Here is a 24,868-nt window from a genome sequence, read left to right on the forward strand (position 1 = left end):
TTTTTTGAATTTGCCCGTCTTTGCATTTCGTAACCAAAAACCGGCCAAACCTTTGCTTCGTTTATGCTAAAAAACGCCGCATTTTGAATGCAAATATTTTTCTGCTTTTCCATAAGCCAAGTATAAGCCGGCATTTGAAAATCTGGTAACTTCTGTTCTTCAAGCGGCAAATTTTCGTTTATTTCGGCAGATTGAAGATTTTCGCCTTCTTCAGAAGTTTCAAATTCCTCTTCCGCAAAATACAAATTTTTTGGAACCGCTGAATCAGAATTTTTAAAATCGACCAAATAATACTGTCCATTTTCGCAATCTTTTAAAAGACAGTCGATTCTGCCGTTAAAAGTAAAATTAAATTCTTCGTCTTGAATCCGAAGCTCGCCTTCGCAATCGTCGACTTCGCAATTATTAAAAATTTTTGTAAATTCTTTTATGAAATTTAAAATTGTTCTTTTTATTGCAGGTCGCGTAGTTTTTAAAAGTTCCTTTTTTAAGAAGCAATTTTTTTCGTTTCCTTCTCCGTCAAAATTTATTGCTTCCGTAATTGCGTTCTCAAGAATTTGTTCGTATTTTTCTTCAAGTTTATCTTTTTCAATTTCCAGATGAAAACCATTGCTTTTGAGCGTTTTTAAGTAAATTTCAAGAATTTTATGATACAAATTTCCAGCAGCATATCTGTCGAGCAAAACCGCAGCCTTGTCCTGTTCTTTTAAATTCATTTCTCGGCAGGCAAAAAGCCATTTTCTCGGACAATCGTAAAATTTTGAAAGCAAACTTTTTGAAACATAAATTGAATTCTGGCTTGCGTTTTCGGCTGATTTTGAATTTAATTCTTTCACGGCATCGGCTGCTTTTTCCTGCAAAACTGGTACGATTTTTTGAAAATTCATCCAGTTTTTAAAACTTTTTGACTGAATTTCTGTGATTTTTGAAGGAAATTCACAATCTTCGCTTCCAATAAACCATTCTTTTTCTAAATTATATGGATTTTCCGAAAAAAGAACTTTTTCATTTTTTTCTTTTCTCAAATCGTTCATTTTTAAATAACTCACCGGCTGAGCATAAGCGTCGAGAGTTCTTTCTGCACACGTAAAATATGCTGATTCTTTTAAACTGTTAAGCTGATAAAGTCGCACAAATTTGTCAGAAACGTTCGATTCGTCGCGATTTAAAAGCTTTTTACGCTTATTTTCGTTCAAAAAAGAAAAATCCTTATAAGAAACATTTAGCGAAGCCTGGCTCGAATCAATAATCAAATGACAGTCAAACGGAGCACAGGCCGCCGTCTTATACTCATAAATTTGAACGCCAAATTCAGAAGCCTGTTCAAGATACTTTTTATTTTCAAGTTGTTCCGCAAAAAAATTAAACGGAGATGGAACTGCGCAGTCATATTGATTTTCAAGATCAATCAAAGCTCCAAGTTCAGAAACGCATCTTCCAAGAATTTTATTTGCGCTGTCGCTGCAATTTTCCATATCAAAAAATTTATTTCTAAACTCAAAATAAGCGGTTCGAATCGAATTGAAGTTTTTTGCCTGATTGAATTTTTTTAGATAAGTTTTAAGTGAATTATAAAAATTCTCAACTTCAAAATCTTTATATTTTACATCGCAAAAAGATTTTTCCCAAACATCTATTTTTTCGCCACCGTAAACATAACTGCAAATACAGTGATTTTCCTGGCCAAAAGCAATCAATTTTTGAGCAGTCTCCGGATTTTTCCACGGAAGAGAGTCGTTTAAGAGCAGTTTTTTTATTGAATCGTAACTGTTTTTTGAATTTATACATTCTTTTATTTGATTGAATAAATTTCCGGCAGGAGTTCCGCTCAAAGGCCGCGAAAATCTTAATACATGCGGAATTTCCATAAGTTCAAGCTCGCGGTCAATATACGAACCATAAAGTTCCATATCTGGAACGCTAATTGCCATTGATTGCCAATCAATTTTTTTTTGATGATGAAGTTCAAAAATTTTATTTGCAATGTTTTTGAGCTCTACGCGCGAATTGTTAAAAAATTTTACTTCGCTTTTATGAAAATTGTTTTCTTCAGAAAAATCAGGAACATTTACAAGAGTAATAAATTCTTTTGTTGATTCGAGAATAAATTTGTATTCTTCCCAGTCCGAATTGATTTCTGGAAAAAATATAAAATAATGCTTTCCATTGCTTTTAAAAGGCGGTTTTTCCCAGGCTGGATCAAAAAATCCATATTTATTTAAGGATTCTGTGTATTTTTCGTAAAGAATGAGCAAATCTTCGTCTTCGGAATCTTTTTGTAATGAATTTTTTTCAAAATACTCTTTCCACATTCCAAGTTTTGGCAAAATCGAAGCAATCCAGGCGCTAAAACTTTCCGCAGTTTTTGAATACTTTTCTGAAATTAAACTCTTAAAAAAAGGTTTTTCGGCATTTTTTTCAATCAACCTCGAAACAAAAATTTGTCGCATTGTCGAAGGAACAGAAATTTTATTTTGATTTTCGCCTCTTACGGCTTCGCCTTTAAATTTGTCCCATGCCAAAAATCTTTCGAGAGCAACTGCCTGACAATCCGTAACAAAAATTGAACGGTCTGCCCAAAGAGATGCCGCAATTTCCGTAGGAAAAACAAAAACTGTATCTTGATTTTTAATATTTTCTTTTAAGATTTTTTCAACTATGTTTTCTGAAATTTCTGCCATTTTTATTATGCCAACCTTTTGTTCAAAAGAATTTAAATTATACTACGATTTTTGTAATCGCGAAACAGAAAAACTTACGCCGGATGCGCAAGGCGCAAGTTTTTGGCGGCGGTTGAAGTTTTTGTACGAGCTAAAAACACGTTGATAAAGGTTGAGCCGTCAAAAATGGAGCAAAACGGAACCTGAAGCAGCCGGGTTTTAAGAAAATGTTTCGCAATAAAAAAAATTATTTTTTTGGAGAATATGCCGTCCAAAATTTTCATAATTTTTTTTTAGAAAAAATTCATTTTTGTTTGTCTCGTGTACAATTTTCTAAAATCGTACTAAAATATTAGTGATTGTGATTCTAAAATTTGGAATCGTAAAATTATTTTTTGGAGTTAGATATGAAAAAATTCATGGACAAAAACTTCTTGCTGGACACAAAAACAGCACAAAAACTTTTTGAAGCCTGCAAAGACGAACCACTTTGGGACTATCACTGTCATCTTATTCCAGCTCAGATCGCTGAAAACAAAAAATTTAAGAACCTTACAGAAATTTGGCTCGGAGGCGACCACTACAAATGGCGCCAGATGAGAACTTACGGAATCACAGAAGACTACATCACTGGCGACAAGCCGGACTACGAGAAATTCCTTAAATGGGCAGAGACAATCGAGCATCTTATCGGAAATCCTCTTTATCACTGGACACATCTCGAACTCCAGCGTTATTTTGGAATTTACGAGCCTCTCACAGTCGAGTCCGCTCCGCGCATTTGGGAAAAAGCAAACGCGATGCTTCAGACAGATGAGCTTTCTGTAAAAGGAATCTTCAAGAAATTTCACGTTTACGCTGTAGGAACAACAGACGACCCGATTGATTCTCTTGAATATCACAAGGCAATAGCCGCAGGAACAGCACCAATCGGAAAAATCGAGACTCACGTTCGCCCGTCTTACCGTCCGGACAAAGCACTCAACATCAATCTTCCGACATACAAAGACTACATCGCAAAGCTTTCTGAAGTTTCAGGAATCAACATCAAGACTTCTGACGATGTGATTGAAGCCCTCATTAAACGCCTTGACTACTTCATTGAGAACGGCTGCCGCGCTTCTGACCACGCTCTTGAGTATCCGCCATGCAAAGTTGACACAGATGCTAACATCGACGCAGTAGTTGCGCGCGCTCTCAACGGCGAAGTTATTTCAGAGGCTGAATCTGAGGCTTACAAGACAAAGGTTCTCGTTGCTCTCGGACGCGCTTACGAGCAGAGAGGAATCGTTCAGCAGTGGCATATGAACGCAATCCGCGACAACAACAAGGCAATGTTCAAAAAGCTCGGTCCTGACACAGGATTTGACGGCTCTCACGACAAGCCAATCGCAGAAAATCTCGCAGGACTTCTTTCTTTGATTGAAGCTGCGGGCGGCACACCAAAGACAATTCTCTACACGCTCAACCCTAAAGACTACTATTCTATCGGAACAATCATGGGCTGCTTCCAGGGAAGCGGAGTCAAGGGAAAAATCCAGCTCGGCTCAGGATGGTGGTTCTGCGACCACAAAGACGGAATGGAACAGCAGATTAAGGTTCTCGGAAACCTCGGCATGATTCCAGCTTTCGTCGGAATGTTGACAGACTCACGCTCATTCCTCTCTTATTCACGCCACGAGTATTTCAGAAGAATTCTCTGCAATATCATTGGAACTTGGGTTGAAAACGGCGAATATCCAAACGATATGGAAATGCTCACAAAAATTGTGAAAGACATTTCGTTCGGAAACGCTCTCAACTACTTTGGAAAATAAAATTTCTAAAGCCCTTAGTAAAATGAGCTAACGTTTGTTAGTAAATAACTGCTAAAACAAAAGCCTTTGCACAAAGTTCTTAGAACCAGCGCAAAGGCTTTTTTAATCTATTTTTGCTTTTCAAACTTCTTTTTTTCAAGTTCAAACCTTTCTTTAAGTTTTTCAACAGCTTCTTTTAATTCCAGAGATTCAGATTTTGTAGACATCCAGAAGTGTATTTTTTCTTTATTTTCTTCGCTCGCTTTTCTAATCTGTTGCTGTAAATTTTCCAGCCGGACTATAAATTTACTTTCCTTTGCAAATTTTCTAATTTTTGTCATAAGATTTAGCGAATAAACAACATCAACCGTAAAAACGCCGTAAAAAAATCCAATCACCATGCAAAAAGTCAAATGATTTGTAAACCAGGCAAGCCACGACAAAATTCTCGGATGAATAAAAAAATAGTAAGCTGCGCTTAAAATCCACCAAAAAACAGTATAAAGAGGGCATATTATTCCCTGAATATTTCCCCAGCAATTTGAATAATCCCAAAGTTTAATCTTCATTCCTTTTATAAAAATCAAGCCGGCAATATATTCAAAAAGCGTAATGCAAAACGCCATAAGAACAAAAAGCAGAATTTTTCTCGCAAATGCGTTTTCCACAAAACTTACATCAATAAAACTCAACAAAAACAAAATTGTAAGCGAAAAACCATAAAGCGGCAAATAAGGGCCAATCAAAAATCCCGGATTAATCCATTTTTTTTCAGGATTATTGCTGCTAAAAAAACGTCGCCAGATAACTTCAATTCCCCAGCCAATAAGACTTCCAGCAAAAAATAAAAACTCAACAATTAAAAATACACTCATTTTTCTAAAATACTCAAGTTTTGTTTTATAGTCAATTTTTTTATTTTTTTGGACGGCATTTCCCTAAAAAATAAAAACCAGCCGTCAGTGCCTTTTTTTTCTCAAAAACCGGCTGCTTCAGGTTCCGCCTTTGCTGCATTTTTGGCGGCTTATCGCCGCCAAAAACTTACGCCTTGCGCATCCGGCGTAAACTTTATTTTTCCACAAAATTTCAATTAAAAACTACAAATTTTGCAAAAAAAAGTCCGTTCAATTCAAACGAATCAAACAGACTTTCTACTATCTATCGTTAGTTTAACTAACGTTTGTTAATTATCTTGCTCTTACAACTTCAATATCAAATGCAATATAAGCACCGCCAGGAATTACTCCAGGATAACCTTGATCGCCATAAGCAAAATCTGAAGGAATTACAACAGTTCTTTTTTCGCCAAGTGACATATCTTGAACCATAATATCAAATCCTGGAATCATCTGTCCGCTTGCTGTAACAAATTCCAAAGGACCGCGTCCAGCTGACTGATCGAATACACGTCCGTCAACCAAATATCCTTTGTATTCGCAGGCAACGTTTTTACGTCCGCCAATTTTTACACCGTTTCCGGCTTTTGTTATTTTCCAATAAATTCCGTTTGCATCAACTGCAAAACCTGGGAAATTCTTTTCAACTTCTGCAATTTTTTTTGCATTTGCAACTTTTTTTGCTTCTGCTGCCTTTGCTTTTACTTCGCCTTCAAGCTTGTCAAAATCTGCCTGAGTAGCAGTAAAATTCTTTGCTTTTTCTCCCTGACGAACGATAGTTACTTTTTCAATTTTATCATCCTGTTTTATAGCATTTACAACTTTCTGACTGTCAGCGTTTACAACTTGTCCAAAAATTGTATGTTTTCCGTTTAGCCAAGTCGTAGGAACATGCGTAATAAAAAATTGAGAACCGTTTGTTCCTGGGCCGGCGTTAGCCATTGCAAGATAACCAGGCTTGTCAAAAGTCAAATCGTCAAAACATTCATCTGCAAAACGATAACCTGGACCGCCTCTTCCTGTTCCTTCTGGATCTCCGCCCTGAATCATAAAATCTGCAATTACACGGTGAAATTTCAATCCATCGTAAAAATGTTTTCCTTTGCAAACATCCAGAGTTCCTTCAGAAAGACCAACAAAGTTTGTTACTGTCAAAGGTGTTTTTTCATAAAAAAGCTCAAGAACAATTGAACCTTTTGAAGTTTCCATTATTGCAAAAACACCGTCTTTACCTTCAATAGCTTTTAATTCTTTATCCATTGTTTTACATCCTCCAAAACTGATTGTTAAAAAGCAAAATATTGCCGCAAAAAATCTAGTTTTCATAAATTTTTCTCCCAATTAAAATTGCAATGTAAACCAGTTGTAAATTGCATCGATTCTATTTGCAAGTGATTTTTGAATTCTCTCTCCCAAAAGAGGAACTTTTTTGTGCCTAGCAAAAAGAACCATATAAACAATGAACGAATCTCCATTGTCAATTACAACCATATTTATTTTTACATTTTCAGGATTAAGAGCTTTTACAAAAGCATAAGTCCAGCTTTCTGCATTTGTCAAAAAAAATCCAATTTCACGTTCGGTTTGCACATATTCAAGAGAATAAACACTTTTTCCAAATGAATTGTCTTCCAAAAACGCAAAAATTTTCAAGCCGTCAGCAGAACCTTCAAGCACATCTGGCAAAGGCTCATTTTTTTCTTTTACAGACTTGCAAACATAAGCCTGATGATAAAGAGTCTCCCAACGCTGATCTCCATTTGAAAAATATTGCATTCCTTTCATTTTGGAAATCGAACGCACAATTTTAGAAACCCTATCCATCGAAATTTCTGCATTTTCAGGATTTGAACTTTTTTCTTTTAATTCTTCCTTGCTTATTAAAAACAAGTTTTCAGAAACTAAATTTGGATTTTCAGAAAGATTCCATGCATTTGCAGCACGTTTACAAAATTCTGTATCCGGAGTAAGAGAAAGTTCAAAACCATCTTTAGACTGAATTAAATGTTTTATAGAGCCTTTTTCTTTTAATTCTTCATAAATTTCATCTTTTAAAACAGTATTCTGTTCCTGACAAAAAATTTGTCCAAAAAAAAGAAAAAATAAACCTATAAACAAAAAATTCCGTCTATTCATCAAATTCATTAAAAAGTTTGTCCTTTAAAAATTACACGAACCTGTTTGTAAAGTCCTTCGCCTTCGCTGATTGTTTCAACTTCTGGAACATCGTTGAGAGTAGTGTGAATCAAACGGCGTTCAAAAGGATTCATTGGTTCAAGCAAAACCGATTTGTGTGTTGAGCGAACTTTGTCTGCCGTGTTGTAAGCAAGATGAACAAGATTTTCTTCACGGCGAACGCGATAATTTTCTGTATCGAGAATTACACGTACATCTTCACGTCCAAGATGTCCTGCATAAACGTTTGCAAGCAACTGAAGAGCATCAAGATTTTTACCACGGCGGCCAATCAAAATCGAAGAAGCTTCAGAAGTAAGTTTAATCCCAATTTTTTTGTCTTCGCGGAAAGAAATTTGAACTGCGGCTTCATATCCCATTTTAGAAATTATTTCGTTTACAAAATCAATAAGTTTCTGTTCAAAATCATCCTGCGCAAGCGGATTTGTAACAGTTCTTTTTGCAACATTTTCAGGGTCGTAAGAACGTCCGCTGTCAGAATTTACATTCGTTTCTTTTACAGGCGTAATGCGAATTTTTACGTAGCCTGCTTTAAAAAGCGATTTTTTCTGTGTTTCAACAATTTCTACATCAAATTCATCACGTTCAAGACCAAGTTCGGCGGCAGCTTTTTCAATAGCTTCTTTTTCATTTTTTCCTTCAAATTCGTAATTCATTTATTTCTCCATAAAAAGTTCAAAGTGCTTACTGGATGTGAAAAATTCTTCGAATTAATTCCACATCCAATAAAAAAACATCTCCAAAAAAAATCAGAGACGTTTTTTAAATTATTTTTTTATTTTTGCGTTGATAAACAACTGCTGTCCAAGCTGAATCAAGTTGCTGACTGTCCAGTAAAGCAAAAGTCCAGACGGAGCATTGTAGAACAGGAAGAAGAACAAAATCGGCATACCGTACATCATCATCTTCATCTGCATAGCACTCTGACCGGCAGTAGTTCCACCGTTTTGTGTAATTTTTCCAAACAAAAGCTGACTGATTACATAAATTACCGGCAAAATTCTGATTTGATTTCCAAGGAAAGGCAAATTGAATTTCAATGTTGCCACATGGTCACCAGCACTCAAATCGCTAATCCATCCAGGAATAAAACTTGCTCCACGGAATTCAAAATAATTGTTGAACAAGTTGTACATTGCAAACAAAATTACGAACTGGAAAAGCATTGGCAAACATCCAGAAAGAGGATTATAACCAATTTCTTTATAAAGTTTCATTGTCTGCTCGTTGAGTTTTTGAGGATTATCTCTGTACTTTTCCTGCAAAGCCTGCATTTTTGGCTGCAAAGCCTGCATTTTTACAGTACTTTTTGCAGTTTTAGCTGTAATAGGGAACATTGCAAACTTCAAAATTGCTGTAACAATTATGATCGAAACACCCCAGTTATGAACAAGCTTATTTATCATTTCCAGTAAGAATTTTAGGACAATTTCAAGCCAGCTTAAAAATCCACTTGTCTGAATGCTGTTGTCAAAACGAACTCCATCAAGTTTCCAAACGTTGTTTTCCGGTACATTATAAATTCTCAAATCTTTTTCGTTGCGAGGTCCAACATAAACATAATATGTATCGTTAGAACCATTTGCATCTACAGCTTTACGAGAAACAATTGCCTGAGCATTTGTTTTATCTTTTAAATCAGTTTTTGAAGAATAGGTAACTTTACTGTTCATTGAAGAACTATCAGAAGGGCAGAGCAAAACTTCAAAATATTTTCCTGCCATCGAAATCCAGTTCCATTCTTTTTCGTAAGATTTTGTCTGGTTTGTACCAAGAATAATTCTTTTTTTATTTTTGCCGTTGTATGAAATAAACTGACGATTTTCGTAGCGATTAACTTTTGGATTGTAAAACGGTCCCATCTGAGGAGAAGTTCTCAAAGAATAACTTGAACCATTTAAATCCAAGCCCTGAAAATTTTCTCCAGGGGCAACTGTAACATCAAGCTTAAAAACATAATCGTTTGGATTAAAGGTGTATGTTTTTACAAGTGTAAATTCACCTTTAGAGCCGTCCGGATTATTTACAACATAATTTTTGAAAAATCCGATTTTATTTTCATCAATTTTTTTAGAAACAAAAATATCGTTTATGATTGAATTTTCAGCGCCGCCGACAGAAACCGCAAATGCACGGTTAGAATCGGTAATATTATCTGCCATCTGAATAAAACCATTTGTATCTGAATCGATATGGTCTTTTAATTCATAACCGACAATGTCACCGCCACGATTTGTAAAAGTAACTTTTACTTTATTTGTTTCGACTATGAAATTTTCTTCTGCAAGAGAATCCGAATTCTGTGAATTTACAATGCCAATTTTTTCAGGAATATTTTTTTCAATATTTTCTGAATTTTCAGCGGCAACTTCAATAGCAGTAGTTTCATTTTTCTGAGTTACAGGCTGTGGCTTTGGCATAAAATAAGTCTGCAAAAAGAAAAATCCAATCAAAACAACAGACGAAAGGCCAATTGCCCACGCAGTATTTTTTTCCATTGTTTTTCTCCGGAAATTTTATTTTCTATTTTTTTTAGTTATGGAACTGGATCGTAACCGCCCCTAAATAAAGGATTGCATTTAAAAATCCTTTTTACAGTAAGACAACAACCCTTAAAAGCACCATGTTTTTTTAACGCCAAAAGTGCATATTCTGAGCAACTTGGATAAAATCTACAGCATTTCGGAAATAGTGGCGAAATACAAAGCCTGTAAACTTTTATAAAAAAAGACAAAAATTTTACAACGAAATTTCGCATTCTTTTAAAAGCCCAGCTTTTTTACATAATGTTTGAAATTGATCACACCGCGAGTGGAACGAATCTTTTTCGGCAGGAGGATACACTAAAAAAAGCATATCATAGCCAGTGTTCAGGTATGATTTTAGATTTCTAAAGATTTCTCGGCTAAACCGCTTTGCACGGTTACGTTCAACAGCATTACCAAAACCACGGGGAAGAGGAAATCCAATTCTATTGAATTTCAAGTTGTTGGGAAGGTAAAACAATTTCGCCCCAACAACGCTTACTCTTTTCCCGTTTTTAAACAGATTCTTGAATTCTGAAGCACGTTTTATTCTTTCATCGAAAGTAAAACGCCTAGACTCTGACAAGACTGTTTTCATTTTTAAAAGAATTAGTATTTATTCTTTTCGTCAGCTACAGAAAGCTTTGAACGACCCTTTGCACGACGACGGGCAAGAACTGCACGTCCACCGCGAGTTGCCATGCGAGCACGGAATCCGAATTTTCTATTTCTTTTAACTTTACTTGGTTGATATGTTCTTAACATGGGAACATTCTCCTTATTTTACGGACACTGTTAGACAGAATCCAAATTTTAAACAAAAAAGTATAGTGCGATAGAATATAACAAATTTAATTGCTATTAGTCAACATATCGTTTTTTATATCGTCGAACATTTTTTGAATTTCCGACGGTAACTCTTTTTTCTGACCAGAATTTTTATAAACAAAGCCTTTTTTTTCAAGTTCTTTTTGTTCTCTGTTTATTCTAAATTCTTCGGCATTCCGCTGTTTTTCTTCATCAATTTTCCGATGAATTTTTGAAATTTCTGCATTTGTACCAGCTAGACGAAAGGCGAGGGTTTCAATTTTAATCTCTGGAATTTTCATCTTGAAACCTTTTAAGATATATTTTTTATAATTTCCAAGCATTTGAATCCAACCGGGATGATCCGCTTCCACAAGCAAAATTCCGTTTTTTAAATCGATTACATGCGAATGGCTCGCCATATTTTTTCCAATATTTTCTCCGTTTATGCTATTCGATCTTATTGATTCAACAATCTGCGTCCACAAATTTGAAATTTTATTTCCCTGTCGAACTTGTTCCGGATCAATATTCTTCATAATTCTTAAAACCATATCGGAAGCTTTTATAAAATTACTGTCGTTCATTCCAAATTCCTCCGTTGATTTCAAAAATCTTTGTTCCTTCCTTCATATATCTTTCGTAAGGTTCGCCAGGCAAAAATGTACAGAAAAGTTGATCATATTCCGGCAAAAGCTGAGTCACAAGCTGTCTTTTATCAGGATCCAGTTCTAAAAGAACATCGTCCATAAGCAAAATCGGTTTTTTTCCAGTTACATTTGCATAAAAAATTGCCTGTCCGATTCTAAGAAGAATTGCCAAAAGTCGTCTTTGTCCTGTAGAAGCCGTCGAAGTAAAATCAGTTCCATTTCTAAAAAACTTAATCTTGTCGCGATGAGGTCCGCTCATTGTCGTCATAACAGCTTTGTCAATTTCTATTTTTGACTGCAAAATTTCAAATGCCTTTTGCGCCGAAGGAATAATATTCAAACTGTCATCAGATTTCCAACTTGGTTCATATTTTATGGCAACCCCGTCAATTCCTGTAATTTTTTCATAAAGCTTTCCAAAAAACTGGTTAAACTGAAAAATTGTATCCCTTCGTTTTTTTTCAATTTCAATTCCATTTTGGACAAGCTGAGAGTCAAAAATTTCCAGCATTTCGTAATTTTTTTCTTTTAACGAAAAATTGCGGCTTTTTAGAATTTTTTTATAATTTCGGCTTGTGTCAATGTAGAGAACGTCGTACATCGAAAGACACTGATCAACAAAAAAACGGCGGCGTTCAGGCTCTCCAACGGCAAATTCTAAATCATCGTGGCAAAACAAGACACAAGGCATTGTATTTATCAGTTCTTTACGGTCTTTTATCCATTTTCCGTTTTTGTCGATTTTCTTTTTTCCATTTTCAAAAAAAATCGAAATATTTTCTGTTGAACCATTTTCAAGCCGATACATAGTTTTTATCGAAAAATCTGAAAAACCTTTTGTTGCAACTTCTGCATCGGCCCGAGTTCTAAAAGAATTTCCGTAAGCTGAGTAATAGATTGATTCGAGTAAATTACTTTTTCCCTGTCCATTTTCCCCGACAAAATAAATCTCCTTTGAGAGAAGATTTATCGTTGAGTTCTGAAGATTTCTGTAATTTACAAAAGAAACTGAAAGTACAGGCATCTGCCTTTTTAAGCCATCTGCATCGGCATAATAATGTGGAAATAATCTTCCGCAGGTTCTGGAAGCATTGTTACAGCTTTCATTTCGCCTGAGAATTCAAATTTTATTCTTTCAACATCCATTACACGTAAAGGCTCTTCGATATATTTGTAATTCATTGCAATTGTAATTTCATCGCCTGCAAATTCACACGGAATTTCAACTTCTGCATCTCCAGAATCAGATTCTTGTGAAGTAAGTCTTAAAACTCCAGGGCAAATGTTAAAGAAAACCCTTCCTGCTTTTTTATCAACCATGACAGCAGTTTTTTTAAGAGCTCCAATTAAATCGCTTTTCTGAACCTTAAAATTATAAGACTGAGATTCCGGAATTACGCGCATATAGTTTGGAAACTGTCCATCAATAAGAGTTGAAGAAAGTTCGTAATTCTGAAAACGGAAAAAAATCATTTTATCGACAATAGCAATTGAAATGTTTCCTTCGTCAGAAAGATGTCTTGCGACAATATTTAAAACTTTTGGATGGACAATTGCCGCCGGAAAATCTGCAATTCCCTCTGGAAATTCTTTTGAAGCATAAGCAAGACGGCGACCGTCAGTTGCTACAAGAACAAGTTTATTATCTCTTTTTTCAAAATAAACTCCATTCATAAAATAGCGGGTTTCATCTGCGCTAACTGCAAAAGAAGTCTGGCTGATCATTTTTTTTATTTCTTTCGATGGAACTTCAAAGAAAGGAACTTTTTCTGCAATTGGAAATTCTGGGAATTTATCCTGAGATGTGCATTTTAACTGGAATTTATTTTTTTTAGTTGAATGGCGAATCAAGGCAACTGTCTGATTATCCTTTTGCTGCAATTCAAAATCAATTTCGCCTTCATCAAGAACTGAAAGAATTCCCAAAAATTTATCACAGAATACAGTTGTAGAACCTTCTTCTTCAATTTCAACAGGAATCTTTGTTTCAAAATTTACTTTTATGTCTGTTGCTTTTATTGTAAGAGTGTTGTTCTGTGCAATAAAAAGGACATTAGAAAGAATTGATATTGCGCTTTTTGTGGAAATGATTTCCTGGGCAATTGAAATCTCATTTATCATTGAATTTCTGTCAAAAGTAAACTTCATTTTTGGACTCCTTAAAAAGTTTTATTTTCAAAATTTTTTTTATATACACAAACTAATAAATTCTAAATTTTAATAAATTTAGTAATAGTAATAATAAGAGTTGTGAATTTGTTGATAACTAATTTAACTCTTTGTTGTTTAAAGAATTAAAAAGTTGATAACTCTGTAGATTGAATTCACATTAAATTCACAAATTCACAGATCTAAATGTTTTCCACACTTTTTACACAACATATTACCATAAGATTAACAATTTGTGTTTTTTATTTTCTAAAATCTTTTGTTGCGCGAATCAGCAGGTTTACTGTTGAATTCATTGAAGAATCAGTTTTTAAAAGACTTTCAACTTTGTCGCGCGCATGCATAATTGTTGTGTGATCTCTTCCTCCAAATTCATTTCCGATTTCTGTAGTTGAATATTCTGTTAAAGAGCAGCAAATATAAATTGAAATTTGTCTTGGAATTACGAATTTTCTGTCTTTCTTTTTGCTTTTTAGGTCAGAAACTGAAACATTGTAATGCTCAGCAACTACTTTTTGAATATTTTCAATTGTGATTGTTCCAGAATAAGGGTCATTTATTGTATCTCTAAGCTGATTTTGAGCAATTTCGACAGTGAGAGGCTTTCCTACAAGTTCCGCAAAGCCAATTGATTTTGTGATGCAGGATTCAATATCGCGGACGTTTGTCTGACAGTTTTTTGCAATATATTCAATTACATCTTGAGGAATAGATTTATGAAGAAGTTCCAGTTTTTTTTGAATGATTGCAAGCCTGTTTTCGTAATTTGGAGGCTGAAGGTCAACATTTAAACCGCGGCTAAAGCGAGAACTGATTCTTTCTGTAAAACCTTTTAATTCTTTGATTGGACGGTCGCTTGTAAAAACAATCTGTCCGTTTTTATCGTAAATTGAATTGAAAGTATGAAAAAGTTCTTCCTGAGTTCCTTCTTTTCCTTCAAGAAACTGAATATCATCAAGAAGAAGAACGTCAAGACTGCGATATTTTTTCTTAAAATTGTCTATTGTTTGATTTTTAAGCGAGGCTGTAAATTCATTCGTAAAATTTTCAGCGCTTGTATAGGCGATTTTTGTTTTTTCGTTGTTTGAATAAATAAAATTTCCCAAAGCCTGCATAAGATGAGTTTTTCCAAGACCAACTCCACCGTAAATCAATATTGGGTTGTAAGCTTTTCCTGGATTTTTTGCTGCCGAAATTGAAGCATTGTAAGCGTAAATACTGTTTTCGCCCGGAACAAAGGTTTCGAAAGTAAAATTTTCATTTAATTGAGGATGCTTTTTATGAGAATTTTCAGTTGGTTCGGATTTTTTTTCAACCTGATGAACAATTTCTGGTTCCGCCGTTTTTGTTTTAGGTTCTGGCAAAGGTTCTTTTTTTGGAATTGAAACGGTCTGTTTATTTTTTACAATGTGGGTGATTGAAATTTGCTGTCCAGTCAATTCGTTTATTTTATCTTCGAGTCTTTGAACGTATTTTTTTGAATTCATCTGAATCCACATAAATTCTGAAGAAACAGAAACAGTAATTTGAGAAAGAGTGTCTTCTACGTAATCCATATTAAACCAGAGAGTAAATTCGTCCGACTGATTGTTTTCGTTCATTTCTTCTCGTATTTGTTTAATTGCTTCTTCAAAAAAATCTTTGTAATTCTGGCTGGACATAGAACTGATTATAATTCACCTTTACTTTTTTCTTCAATACAAATATAATTTTTACTATTCAAAAATTCTATCCGTATCTTTTGTAATAAATCATAAAATCATATAATATAAAGGAATAGAAAAATGGCTTCTTCTTATGATGCTGGCAGTATTCAAGTATTAAAAGGTCTTGAAGCTGTCCGCAAGCGTCCTGGTATGTATATTGGATCTACAGGACCAAAGGGACTTCATCATCTTGTTTACGAAACTGTTGATAACTGTATTGACGAGGCAATGGCTGGTTATTGCGATAAAATCGTTGTTGCTCTCGAAAAAGACGACATTGTGCGTGTTGAAGATAATGGTCGTGGTATTCCTGTTGCAATGCACCCGACAGAACATGTTAGTGCTCTTGAACTGGTTTTGACTCGGCTTCATGCTGGTGGAAAATTTGACAAAAAATCTTATAAAGTTTCCGGCGGTTTGCACGGTGTTGGTGTTTCTTGTGTAAATGCTCTTTCAGATTGGCTTGAAGCAACTGTTAAACGTGATGGACATATTTACCGTCAAAAATATGAACGCGGAATTCCAGTTACAAAAGTTGAAACTATTGGCGATACAGACGAGCACGGAACTATAATTCGCTGGAAAGCCGACAAATCGATTTTTACGGTTACGACAACTTATGACTGGGATGTTTTGATTCAGCGTTTAAAAGAGCTTGCATTTTTGAACAGCGGAATCGTAATTATTTTTCGAGATGAACGTCTTGAAACTCCAAAAGAGCAAATTCTCAAATATGAAGGCGGAATTGTCCATTATGTTCAGGAATTAAATTCAAAGTCAAAAATAAAATATCCTGAGGAACCTATTTTTATTGTTGGCGAAAAAGAAGATGACAATCCGGAAAAAGGCTCTGTAATTACAGAGCTTGCTTTTCAGTACAACGAGGGTTATTCAGAAAACATCCACACTTATGTAAATGATATTCGCACTGGCGACGGTGGAACTCATCTTGACGGTTTCCGTTCAGGACTTCTTTCGGTTCTTTCAAAAGCTCTTGATGGAAATGAAAAACTGAAGAAAAAAATGCCTAAAAAAGACGGAAAAATCGATTCAAAAGAAGATCCGTATGAAAAATTGACGGGTGATGATGTTCGTGCCGGACTTGTTGCCGTTCTTTCGATAAAAGTTCCTGAACCAGAATTTGTTGGCCAGACTAAAGATAAACTTGGAAATCCTGAAGTCCGGGGAATTGTAGATTCTCTTGTAAAAGAAAAGCTTACAATTTTCTTTGAGCTGAATCCGGCAATTCTCGAAAAAGTTCTTGAAAAATCTATTGGAGAAGCAACTGCGAGAATTGCAGCTCGTAAGGCAAAAGACGCTTCACGCAAAAAGTCTGGACTTTCTGGATTTAAAAAGCCGGAAAAACTTTCTGACTGTTCAATAAAAGATAATCCTTCTATTTGCGAAGTTTATATTGTCGAAGGAGATTCGGCCGGCGGTTCTGCAAAAAAAGGAAGAGAATCTAAAACTCAGGCAATTCTTCCTCTTTGGGGAAAAATGCTTAACGTTGAAAAAGTTGATCCTGCAAAGGTTATGGAAAACGACAAACTTAAACCAATTATTGATACGCTCGGCGCTGGCTTTGGAAAAGATTTTAACATCGAAAAAATTCGTTATCACAAAATAATTATCATGGCCGATGCAGATGTCGACGGTTCTCATATTAGAACTTTGCTTTTGACTTTTTTTTACAGATATATGCCTGAAATTATTGAAAAAGGTTATGTTTATCTGGCAATGCCTCCTCTTTTTAAAGTTCAGCTTGGAAAAAAAGAGCCTGTTTACTGTTATTCAGATGCAGAAAGAGATGCTGCTTTGGAAGCTCTTGGAGAACAGAGAGAAAAGGCAGATGTCCAGCGTTATAAAGGTCTTGGTGAAATGGACGGAAACCAATTGTGGGAAACTACAATGAATCCTGCCACAAGAAAAATGCGTGTTGTAACTGTTCCTGACGCAGAAGCAGCAAATAGAATTTTTACAGTCTGCATGGGCGAAGAAGTAGAACCAAGGCGCGAATTTATTGAATCGAATTCAAGTTACGCAAATTTGGATATTTAACGATAGCATAACTAAAATAAAAGAAAAAAGGTCATTGAGCCTGTAAAAAATGACCAATAGACAAAAAGTGGTTTTGACAGGCTCGGCCACCTCAAAATGGAACTAAAAATGTTAGAAGAAGAAAAAACACCGGAAGGTGGAACGGTAATAAAAATTCCAATCGAAGACGAAGTTAAGCAGGCTTATATTGACTATTCGATGTCTGTAATTGTTCAGCGTGCTTTGCCAGATGTTCGCGACGGATTAAAGCCTGTTCACAGGCGAATTATGTACGCAATGGACAAACTTAATCTTTCGAGCGGCGGAAAAACAAAAAAATGTGCCACAATCGTTGGTGAAGTTTTGGGACATTATCATCCTCACGGTGATGCTTCCGTTTATGATGCATTGGTTCGTTTGGGGCAGGATTTTGCGCAACGTTATACGACTGTAACTCCGCAGGGAAATTTTGGTACGATTGCAGGTGATCCTCCAGCGGCTTACCGTTATACCGAAGCCAAAATGTCAAAAATCACCGAGGAAATGACTGCCGACATTAACAAAGAAACTGTAGATATGGTTTCTAACTTTGATGATACGACAGTTGAACCTTCAGTTCTTCCTGGAAAATTTCCATTTCTTCTTTGTAACGGAACAACTGGTATTGCCGTTGGCATGGCTTCAAATATGCCGACTCACAATTTACGCGAAGTTGCCTCTGCCATTGCGGCTTACATTGACAATCCGGAAATTACAATTGATGAATTGATGACTTATATAAAAGGTCCGGACTTTCCGACTGGCGGTGTAATTTACGGTCGTGAAGGAATCAAAAAAGCTTATAGAACTGGTCGCGGAAGAATTACAATTCGCTCAAAATTCAATATTGAAACAGACAAAAAAGGAAAAGAACGCATTGTATTTACAGAAGTTCCTTATGGAGTAAATACAACGAATATCATAAAAAGAATCAACGAACTTGCAGAAAACAAAATAATTGAAGGAATTGCCGATGCAAACGATGAAACTTCTGACCGTGTTGGAATGAGACTTGTAGTTGAGCTTAAAAAAAATGCAATTACAAAAATCGTCTTGAACCAGCTTTTTGCAAAAACGGACTTGCAGTCAAATTTTGGCGTAATCAATCTTGCTCTTGTTCCTCAGCAGAAAGATGGTTTGCGATATGACGAGCCTCAGTTGCAGCTTCCAAATGTTTATTTAAAACCGCAGATTCTTACTTTAAAGCAGTTGATTCAATATTTTGTAGAGCATCGCGACGAAGTAATTACGCGCAGAACGATTTATGATTTAAAAGTTGCAAAACATAAGATGAAGATTTTGCAGGCTTTAATTACAGCTATTAACAATATTGATGAAGTAATTGCAATTATCAAATCAAGCCGCGACACAGAAGAAGCAAAACTCCGCCTTGAAAAACGCTTTGATTTTGATGACGAGCAGGCACAGGCGATAGTTGATATGCCTCTTAAAAGGCTTACTCATCTTCTTATTGAAGATTTGCAGAACCAGATTAAAGAACTTCAGGCATTGATTGACCATTTGGAAGATTTGCTTGCTCATCACGAAAAAATCCGCCTGCTGATAAAAGACGAAACAAATGAACTGGCAGAAAAATATGGCGATGACAGAAAAACTGATATTGTTGCTGACGAAGTAGAGCAGATAAATACAGAAGATATGATTAAAGAAGAAGAAGTTGTCGTTATGATTTCCAAACTTGGTTATATCAAGAGAGTTCCTCTTACTCAGTACAAGGCTCAGAGCCGTGGTGGAAAAGGAAGTTTGAGCGCAACTTTGATTGAAGGTGATTACATCAATCAGATTTTTACGGCAACGACAAAATCATTTATAACTTTTTTTACAAACGCTGGAAAAGTGTATTGGATAAAAGTTCATGAAATTCCTGAAGCAAGCCGTTCAAGCCGCGGTTCAAGCGTAAAATCTTTGATTCAGCTTAGCCCTGATGAAGAAATTTCCACAATTGTAACTATGAAAGATTATACCGATCAGCAGTATATATTTATGTCGACAGCAAATGGAACTGTAAAAAAATGCAAAACTACTGAATTTGCAAATGCAAAAACTCGTGGCGTAATCGGAATTAAGCTTCATGATGGAGATCATCTTGTTTCTGCAATGTTGACTTCCGGAAATGACGATGCAATGCTTATTACAAGAAAAGGGCAGGCGCTTAGAGTTTCTGAAGAAAGTGTTCGTCCAATGGGAAGAGCAAGTTCTGGCGTTACAGGAATTCGTCTTGCTTCTGGAGATGAAGTTGCTGCTGCAATCAGTGTTGAACAAAATAAAGATGCGCTTGTTATAACCGAAAAAGGTTATGGAAAACGAGTTGGATTTGATGAGTTTGGAAAACACGGACGTGGAACTGGCGGACAGAAAATTTTCGGAAATATTGACGGCAAGGGCGAAATTATAGGCGCAATTGCGGTTTCAGAAAGTGATGAAGTAATCTGTATGTCTGGACAGGGAAAAACTCTTAGAGTTTCGGCAGCAATGATTTCAAAGCAGGGCAGAGCATCTTCTGGAACCCGTATTATAAATATCGACGAACCAGATTATGTTGTAGGCTTTGATAAAGTTGCAAGCGAAGATGAAAAAGATAAAGAGTAATTCTTTGTATTATAAAGAATTAGATAAATTGTTTTTAATGTGATGACAAAACTTTTTTATTTAATTATAATTAAGTTGAGGGGACTTTACTTATTAAATGATCTTTTTATGACAGATTCGTAAAGATCAAATGACCATCAGGTAGACCAGAGATTTTTCTCTGGTCTTTTTTTTATCCACATCTATTTATAATGGCAGCTGAAGAATTTGGTGTCTTGCCTGTGGATAACTTGTTTAAAAATGCGGCAATCTCAAAAAAAAAGTGTTTTGAAAAATTTAATTCCTTATTATAAAAGAATTTAACTAAATTTTGTTGAATTTTATTTTTATGTCCGAATGTGGAATACTTGTGGATAACTTTTGTTTATGACTTTATCTATGTTTCATGAGAAACACTTTTGATTTTAGTTTTATGAAGAAGTTTTTTATTCAAAAAATTTCATCATTTTTCTAGTAGGGTAATTCAAGAATTTGTGACGTTTCATGAGAAACATTTTTTTTAACATAAAAATGGAATTTTAACTTTATTGAAATGCAGGCGAAAAGTTATAAAAACTTTTTTTAACAGAATGTTTCATGAGAAACAAATTGCTTTATTAGTTAAATAAATTTTGTGTTGTTGATGAAACTACTGAAAGTTGAGTTTTATAAAAAATGAAAATTTACTAAAAATCTGGCAAAAATGTTTCATGAGAAACAAGTTGTCAATAGTCTTAATTTCGAGTTTTATAATTTAATGTCATTGCCGAGATTGTCACTCCCTTGTTGTATCTGGCTTGAGGCGATAATCTATTGAAAATTTCCAGTAGATTTCTGGCTAAGTTTGCAGCGTAACCATCACACTGTCGCAGCACGTGAATGATACTTAAATTACTGTTCTTATCAAAACTCGATGCTTAGGTTAATACTCAATACTTGTTGAGGAACTTAATATTAAGTATTGATTTGTTTTAAAGTATTAAAATAGTGGTGCATTGAAATATGAAGATATGAGATAAAAAACACACAGAGGTTAGTGAAGTTGTTTCATGAGAAACATTTGATAATTTTGTTAAATGATAAGTGATAATTATGAGTAAAACTGTTTAATATAAGCGTAAAATTTTTCATTTATTCGAAAAGGTATTTTTAACTGATAAAAATGTTTCATGAGAAACACTTTTATAAAAAGAAAAATCCGTTTTAAACTATTAACCGTTAGTTTGTTTAAAGATGTTTTAAATGACGAATGTTCGTCATTTAAAAATAGATATTTCCTTTTTATATATGTGATAAAAAACTGGGTAAAAATAAAAAAATGTAGGAAATTGCGAGATTTTTATTCTAAATAGCCTCTGAACTTCGAATTTTATAGTTTAATGTCATATCTGGCTTGAGCCGATAATCTTTTGAAAATTTCCAACAGGTTTCTGACCGAGTTTACTGAGAAAAAAACGCACTGTCGTAGCACACGTGAATGACACTTAAATTATTATTCTTATCAAAACTTAATATTTGGACTAGATAATACTTTTTGTATTTTATAAAACTTATTAAAGTTCAATTTTTTGTCAAAGTGTTTTAATCGCTTTGTTTGATTGTTGTGGATTGAGTTGTTTATTGCAATAGATTTTTGTATTTTCAAATTCAAATGAAGACATAATATTGAAAAAAATCAAATCAGGTTATAAAATAATATAAATTTCAGAATTAACTTTTCTGCTTCTATTTGACAAAAAAATCCATAGTTAATTTAGGAGGACAATATGTCCAGAAAGAAACAGTCGATGGATGGAAACCAGGCTGCGGCTCACGTCGCTTATGCTTTTACTGAGGTAGCCGGTATTTATCCTATCACCCCGTCGTCTCCAATGGCCGACTGGGTTGACAACTGGTCTGCGAACGGCCAGAAGAACGTTTTCGGTGAAAAAGTAAAAGTAATCGAAATGGAATCTGAGGCAGGCGCGGCGGGAACTGTTCACGGTTCTCTCGCTTCGGGAGCTTTGACAACAACTTTCACAGCTTCCCAGGGTCTTCTTTTGATGATTCCGAATATGTACAAGATTGCGGCTGAGCAGCTTCCTTGTGTATTCCACGTTGCTGCGCGCTGTGTCGCAACTCAGTCTTTGAACATTTTCGGCGACCACTCAGACGTTTACGCTTGCCGCCAGACTGGAGCCGCAATGCTCGCTGAGTCTAACCCTCAGGAAGTCATGGACTTGGCTCCGGTTGCGCACTTGGCTGCAATCGAGGGAAAAGTCGCTTTCATCAACTTCTTCGACGGATTCCGCACTTCACACGAGATTCAGAAAATCGAGCTTTGGGACTACGCTGACCTCAAAGAAATGCTCAACATGGACGCTGTAAAGGAATTCCGCGCGCACGCGCTTAATCCAGAGCATCCTGCAATGCGCGGCTCTCACGAGAACGGAGACGTTTTCTTCCAGCACCGCGAGGCTTGCAACTCAACTTACGACGCACTTCCAGCAATCGTTGAGAAATACATCAACAAAATCAACGAGAAGCTCGGAACTCACTACGGCCTGTTCGACTACTACGGCGCGCCGGACGCTGACCGCGTAATCGTTGCGATGGGCTCAATCTGCGACGTTGCAGAGGAAGTCATCGACTATCTTACAAAGAAAGGCGAGAAAGTCGGCCTTGTAAAAGTCCATCTCTACAGACCGTGGGTTTCTGCAAAATTCCTTGAAAAACTCCCGAAAACCGTAAAGAAAATCGCAGTTCTCGACAGAACAAAGGAGCCAGGCTCTCTCGGAGAACCGCTTTACCTTGATGTTGCCGCAACTTTGCGCGAGGCTGGCTTGAACGATGTAGTTCTTACAGGCGGCCGCTACGGTCTCGGCTCAAAAGACACTCCTCCAAGCTCAGTGTTCGCAATCTACACAGAGCTTGCAAAAGACGCTCCAAAATCACGCTTCACAATCGGAATTGTTGACGATGTTACTCATCTTTCATTGCCAGAAGTCAAGCCGGCTCCAATCACATCTGCTGAAGGAACTGTAGAGTGCAAATTCTGGGGAATCGGCGGTGACGGAACTGTCGGAGCCAACAAGGACTCGACAAAAATCATCGGCGACCACACAGACAAGTACATTCAGGCTTACTTCCAGTACGACTCAAAGAAGACAGGAGGAATCACAATTTCTCACCTGCGCTTCGGCGACCATCCAATCAAGTCTCCTTACTACATCAATCAGGCTGACTTCGTTGCCTGCCACAACCAGTCTTATATCATCAAAGGATACAAGATGGTTCAGGATGTCAAGAAAGGCGGAATCTTCCTTATCAACTGCCAGTGGTCAGACGAGGAGCTTGACAAGCATCTTCCTGCAGAGTCAAAGAAATACATCTACGACAACAAGATTAAAGTCTACACAGTTGACGCTGTAGACATCGCGACAAAAATCGGACTTGGAAAACGCACTTCAACAGTTCTCCAGTCCGCATTCTTCAAGCTCGCGAACGTTCTTCCTTCAGAAGAAGCAATCAAATACATGAAGGAAAAGGTTGTCGCAAAGTTCTCTAAGAAAGGACAGGACATCGTCGACATGAACTGCCAGGCGATCGACCAGGGAGCGGGCGCACTGCACGAGGTAAAAGTTCCTGAAAGCTGGGCAAATCCGGCTCCGGACGCTGCAAAGCCTGCTCTCAAGGGCGAGGCAAAAACAGTCGCTATGGTCGAGAAGCTCATGAATCCAATCGGACTTATGGACGGAGACAACCTTCCTGTTTCTGCATTCAAGGACAATCCGGACGGACAGTTTGAGCTTGGAGCTTCCGCATACGAGAAGCGCGGAACAGCGGTCATGGTTCCAGCATGGAATTCAGAGACTTGTGTTCAGTGCAACTCTTGCGCGTTTGTCTGCTCTCACGCGACAATCCGCCCGTATCTTCTTACAGCCGACGAGGCTTCAAAAGTTGAGGGACTCGGAGCAAAGACTCTCGCTGTAAAGAACCCGAAACTTTCACAGTACAAATACACACTGTCTGTTTCTCCGCTCGACTGCATGGGCTGCGGCGAATGCACAACAGTTTGTCCTACAAAATCTCTCACAATGGTTCCGCAGGAAAGCCTTGTCAAGAACCAGCCGCAGTGGGATTACCTTGTAGCTAATGTTTCTAAGAAGCCGGAAGTTGACACATTGCCGCTTTCACCGATGACTTCACAGTACAGCCAGCCATTGCTTGAATTCTCAGGCTCTTGCGCAGGCTGCGCAGAGACATCTTACGCTCGCCTTATCACTCAGCTTTTCGGAGAGCATATGTACATTTCAAATGCTACAGGCTGCTCTTCAATCTGGGGCGGCCCTGCCGCTACAGCTCCTTACACAATCAACAAGGACTCAAAGAAAGGACCTGCTTGGGCTAACTCACTCTTTGAGGACAACGCTGAGCACGGACTTGGAATGTACGCAGGACAGAAATTTATCCGCGACAACCTTATTTCAAAGCTCGAGGAAGTTGAATCTAAGACAGACAATGCTTCCCTTAAAGCAGCAATTGCAAAATACTTGGAGACAAAGAACGACACAATCGCAAACTCTCCTGCAACAGACGCTCTTGTAAAAGAACTTGAAGCTTGCGGATGTGAAACTTCTAAAGAAATCCTTGAGAAGAAAGACTATCTTGCTAAGAAATCTGTATGGATTTTCGGCGGAGACGGATGGGCTTACGACATCGGATTCGGCGGACTTGACCACGTGCTTGCTTCCGGCGAGAACATCAACGTCATGGTATTCGACACAGAAATGTACTCAAATACAGGCGGACAGGCTTC

General features: G+C 36.6%; 17 protein-coding genes. 4 read left to right on the forward strand and 13 right to left on the reverse strand.

Annotated features, from left to right (window positions below; genetic code table 11):
• Positions 1-2,681 (reverse strand): PD-(D/E)XK nuclease family protein (locus B2X33_RS01715; protein WP_296667143.1); only part of this gene is annotated, 2,681 nt, incomplete at its 3' end.
• A 386-nt stretch (positions 2,682-3,067) separates the two neighbouring features.
• Between B2X33_RS01715 and uxaC the strand changes: the two genes are divergently transcribed.
• On the forward strand, positions 3,068-4,477 hold the full coding sequence (uxaC, locus tag B2X33_RS01720; RefSeq protein ID WP_296667146.1) for a glucuronate isomerase: 1,410 nt from the start codon (positions 3,068-3,070) through the stop codon (positions 4,475-4,477).
• Positions 4,478-4,584: 107 nt separating this feature from the next.
• Here uxaC and B2X33_RS01725 read toward each other — a convergent pair whose 3' ends face one another.
• From B2X33_RS01725 to dnaA, 12 genes are all read right to left on the reverse strand, one after another.
• The gene (locus B2X33_RS01725; protein ID WP_296016171.1) at positions 4,585-5,331 is read right to left on the reverse strand and encodes a putative ABC transporter permease; all 747 of its coding nucleotides are present in this window, start codon (positions 5,329-5,331) and stop codon (positions 4,585-4,587) included.
• Between the two features lie 312 nt (positions 5,332-5,643).
• Positions 5,644-6,678, reverse strand: a complete 1,035-nt coding sequence (locus B2X33_RS01730; RefSeq protein ID WP_349675704.1) for a peptidylprolyl isomerase — start codon at positions 6,676-6,678, stop codon at positions 5,644-5,646.
• A gap of 15 nt (positions 6,679-6,693) precedes the next feature.
• The gene (locus tag B2X33_RS01735; protein ID WP_296667149.1) at positions 6,694-7,497 is read right to left on the reverse strand and encodes a DUF6675 family protein; all 804 of its coding nucleotides are present in this window, start codon (positions 7,495-7,497) and stop codon (positions 6,694-6,696) included.
• Positions 7,497-8,204, reverse strand: coding sequence for an RNA-binding cell elongation regulator Jag/EloR (gene jag / locus B2X33_RS01740; protein ID WP_296016149.1), 708 nt, complete (start codon positions 8,202-8,204; stop codon positions 7,497-7,499). The genes B2X33_RS01735 and jag overlap by 1 nt, the downstream gene beginning before the upstream one ends.
• Positions 8,205-8,315: 111 nt before the next feature.
• A complete protein-coding gene (gene yidC / locus B2X33_RS01745; protein ID WP_296667152.1) occupies positions 8,316-10,046 on the reverse strand; it encodes a membrane protein insertase YidC in 1,731 nt (576 codons plus the stop codon).
• 38 nt (positions 10,047-10,084) lie between these two features.
• Positions 10,085-10,306 (reverse strand): membrane protein insertion efficiency factor YidD, encoded by a 222-nt coding sequence (gene yidD / locus B2X33_RS01750; RefSeq protein ID WP_296016138.1) that lies wholly within the window; start codon positions 10,304-10,306, stop codon positions 10,085-10,087.
• Positions 10,288-10,671: a ribonuclease P protein component gene (gene rnpA / locus B2X33_RS01755; RefSeq protein ID WP_273066294.1), complete on the reverse strand. Its 384-nt coding sequence runs from the start codon at positions 10,669-10,671 to the stop codon at positions 10,288-10,290. The genes yidD and rnpA overlap by 19 nt, the downstream gene beginning before the upstream one ends.
• 11 nt (positions 10,672-10,682) lie before the next feature.
• A complete protein-coding gene (gene rpmH / locus B2X33_RS01760; RefSeq protein ID WP_078931603.1) occupies positions 10,683-10,838 on the reverse strand; it encodes a 50S ribosomal protein L34 in 156 nt (51 codons plus the stop codon).
• 86 nt (positions 10,839-10,924) lie between these two features.
• The gene (locus tag B2X33_RS01765) at positions 10,925-11,467 is read right to left on the reverse strand and encodes a DciA family protein (protein WP_296016114.1); all 543 of its coding nucleotides are present in this window, start codon (positions 11,465-11,467) and stop codon (positions 10,925-10,927) included.
• The gene (gene recF, locus B2X33_RS01770; protein WP_296667155.1) at positions 11,454-12,554 is read right to left on the reverse strand and encodes a DNA replication/repair protein RecF; all 1,101 of its coding nucleotides are present in this window, start codon (positions 12,552-12,554) and stop codon (positions 11,454-11,456) included. Before recF ends, B2X33_RS01765 begins: the two co-directional genes overlap by 14 nt.
• Before the next feature lie 8 nt (positions 12,555-12,562).
• Complete coding sequence (gene dnaN, locus B2X33_RS01775; RefSeq protein ID WP_296016101.1) at positions 12,563-13,678, reverse strand: DNA polymerase III subunit beta; 1,116 nt, start codon at positions 13,676-13,678, stop codon at positions 12,563-12,565.
• A gap of 263 nt (positions 13,679-13,941) precedes the next feature.
• On the reverse strand, positions 13,942-15,360 hold the full coding sequence (gene dnaA, locus B2X33_RS01780; RefSeq protein WP_296016094.1) for a chromosomal replication initiator protein DnaA: 1,419 nt from the start codon (positions 15,358-15,360) through the stop codon (positions 13,942-13,944).
• 123 nt (positions 15,361-15,483) lie between these two features.
• Here dnaA and gyrB point away from each other — a divergent pair, with 123 nt between their 5' ends.
• The 3 genes from gyrB to nifJ form a co-directional block, all read left to right on the forward strand.
• The gene (gene gyrB, locus B2X33_RS01785) at positions 15,484-17,463 is read left to right on the forward strand and encodes a DNA topoisomerase (ATP-hydrolyzing) subunit B (protein WP_296016089.1); all 1,980 of its coding nucleotides are present in this window, start codon (positions 15,484-15,486) and stop codon (positions 17,461-17,463) included.
• Positions 17,464-17,571: 108 nt separating this feature from the next.
• Positions 17,572-20,091 carry a DNA topoisomerase (ATP-hydrolyzing) subunit A gene (gene gyrA, locus B2X33_RS01790; protein ID WP_296667157.1) on the forward strand — a complete coding sequence of 840 codons (2,520 nt, stop codon included), beginning with the start codon at positions 17,572-17,574 and terminating at the stop codon, positions 20,089-20,091.
• A gap of 1,745 nt (positions 20,092-21,836) precedes the next feature.
• A partial coding sequence (gene nifJ, locus B2X33_RS01795) for a pyruvate:ferredoxin (flavodoxin) oxidoreductase (RefSeq protein ID WP_296667159.1) occupies positions 21,837-24,868 on the forward strand: 3,032 nt, incomplete at its 3' end.

Origin of the sequence: Treponema sp. UBA785, from assembly GCF_002297065.1 — a bacterium.
Taxonomy (GTDB): Bacteria; Spirochaetota; Spirochaetia; order Treponematales; family Treponemataceae; genus Treponema_D.

Excerpts from the sequence above, each read along its gene's own strand:
- gyrA (WP_296667157.1), top strand. The coding sequence starts at position 17,572 with ATGTTAGAAGAAGAAAAAACACCGGAAGGTGGAACGGTAATAAAAATT.
- B2X33_RS01725 (WP_296016171.1), bottom strand. The coding sequence starts at position 5,331 with ATGAGTGTATTTTTAATTGTTGAGTTTTTATTTTTTGCTGGAAGTCTT.
- uxaC (WP_296667146.1), top strand. The coding sequence starts at position 3,068 with ATGAAAAAATTCATGGACAAAAACTTCTTGCTGGACACAAAAACAGCA.
- B2X33_RS01735 (WP_296667149.1), bottom strand. The coding sequence starts at position 7,497 with ATGAATTTGATGAATAGACGGAATTTTTTGTTTATAGGTTTATTTTTT.
- dnaA (WP_296016094.1), bottom strand. The coding sequence starts at position 15,360 with ATGTCCAGCCAGAATTACAAAGATTTTTTTGAAGAAGCAATTAAACAA.
- rnpA (WP_273066294.1), bottom strand. The coding sequence starts at position 10,671 with ATGAAAACAGTCTTGTCAGAGTCTAGGCGTTTTACTTTCGATGAAAGA.
- B2X33_RS01730 (WP_349675704.1), bottom strand. The coding sequence starts at position 6,678 with ATGAAAACTAGATTTTTTGCGGCAATATTTTGCTTTTTAACAATCAGT.
- rpmH (WP_078931603.1), bottom strand. The coding sequence starts at position 10,838 with ATGTTAAGAACATATCAACCAAGTAAAGTTAAAAGAAATAGAAAATTC.
- yidD (WP_296016138.1), bottom strand. The coding sequence starts at position 10,306 with ATGCGAAATTTCGTTGTAAAATTTTTGTCTTTTTTTATAAAAGTTTAC.
- gyrB (WP_296016089.1), top strand. The coding sequence starts at position 15,484 with ATGGCTTCTTCTTATGATGCTGGCAGTATTCAAGTATTAAAAGGTCTT.
- B2X33_RS01765 (WP_296016114.1), bottom strand. The coding sequence starts at position 11,467 with ATGAACGACAGTAATTTTATAAAAGCTTCCGATATGGTTTTAAGAATT.
- jag (WP_296016149.1), bottom strand. The coding sequence starts at position 8,204 with ATGAATTACGAATTTGAAGGAAAAAATGAAAAAGAAGCTATTGAAAAA.
- dnaN (WP_296016101.1), bottom strand. The coding sequence starts at position 13,678 with ATGAAGTTTACTTTTGACAGAAATTCAATGATAAATGAGATTTCAATT.
- recF (WP_296667155.1), bottom strand. The coding sequence starts at position 12,554 with ATGCCTGTACTTTCAGTTTCTTTTGTAAATTACAGAAATCTTCAGAAC.
- yidC (WP_296667152.1), bottom strand. The coding sequence starts at position 10,046 with ATGGAAAAAAATACTGCGTGGGCAATTGGCCTTTCGTCTGTTGTTTTG.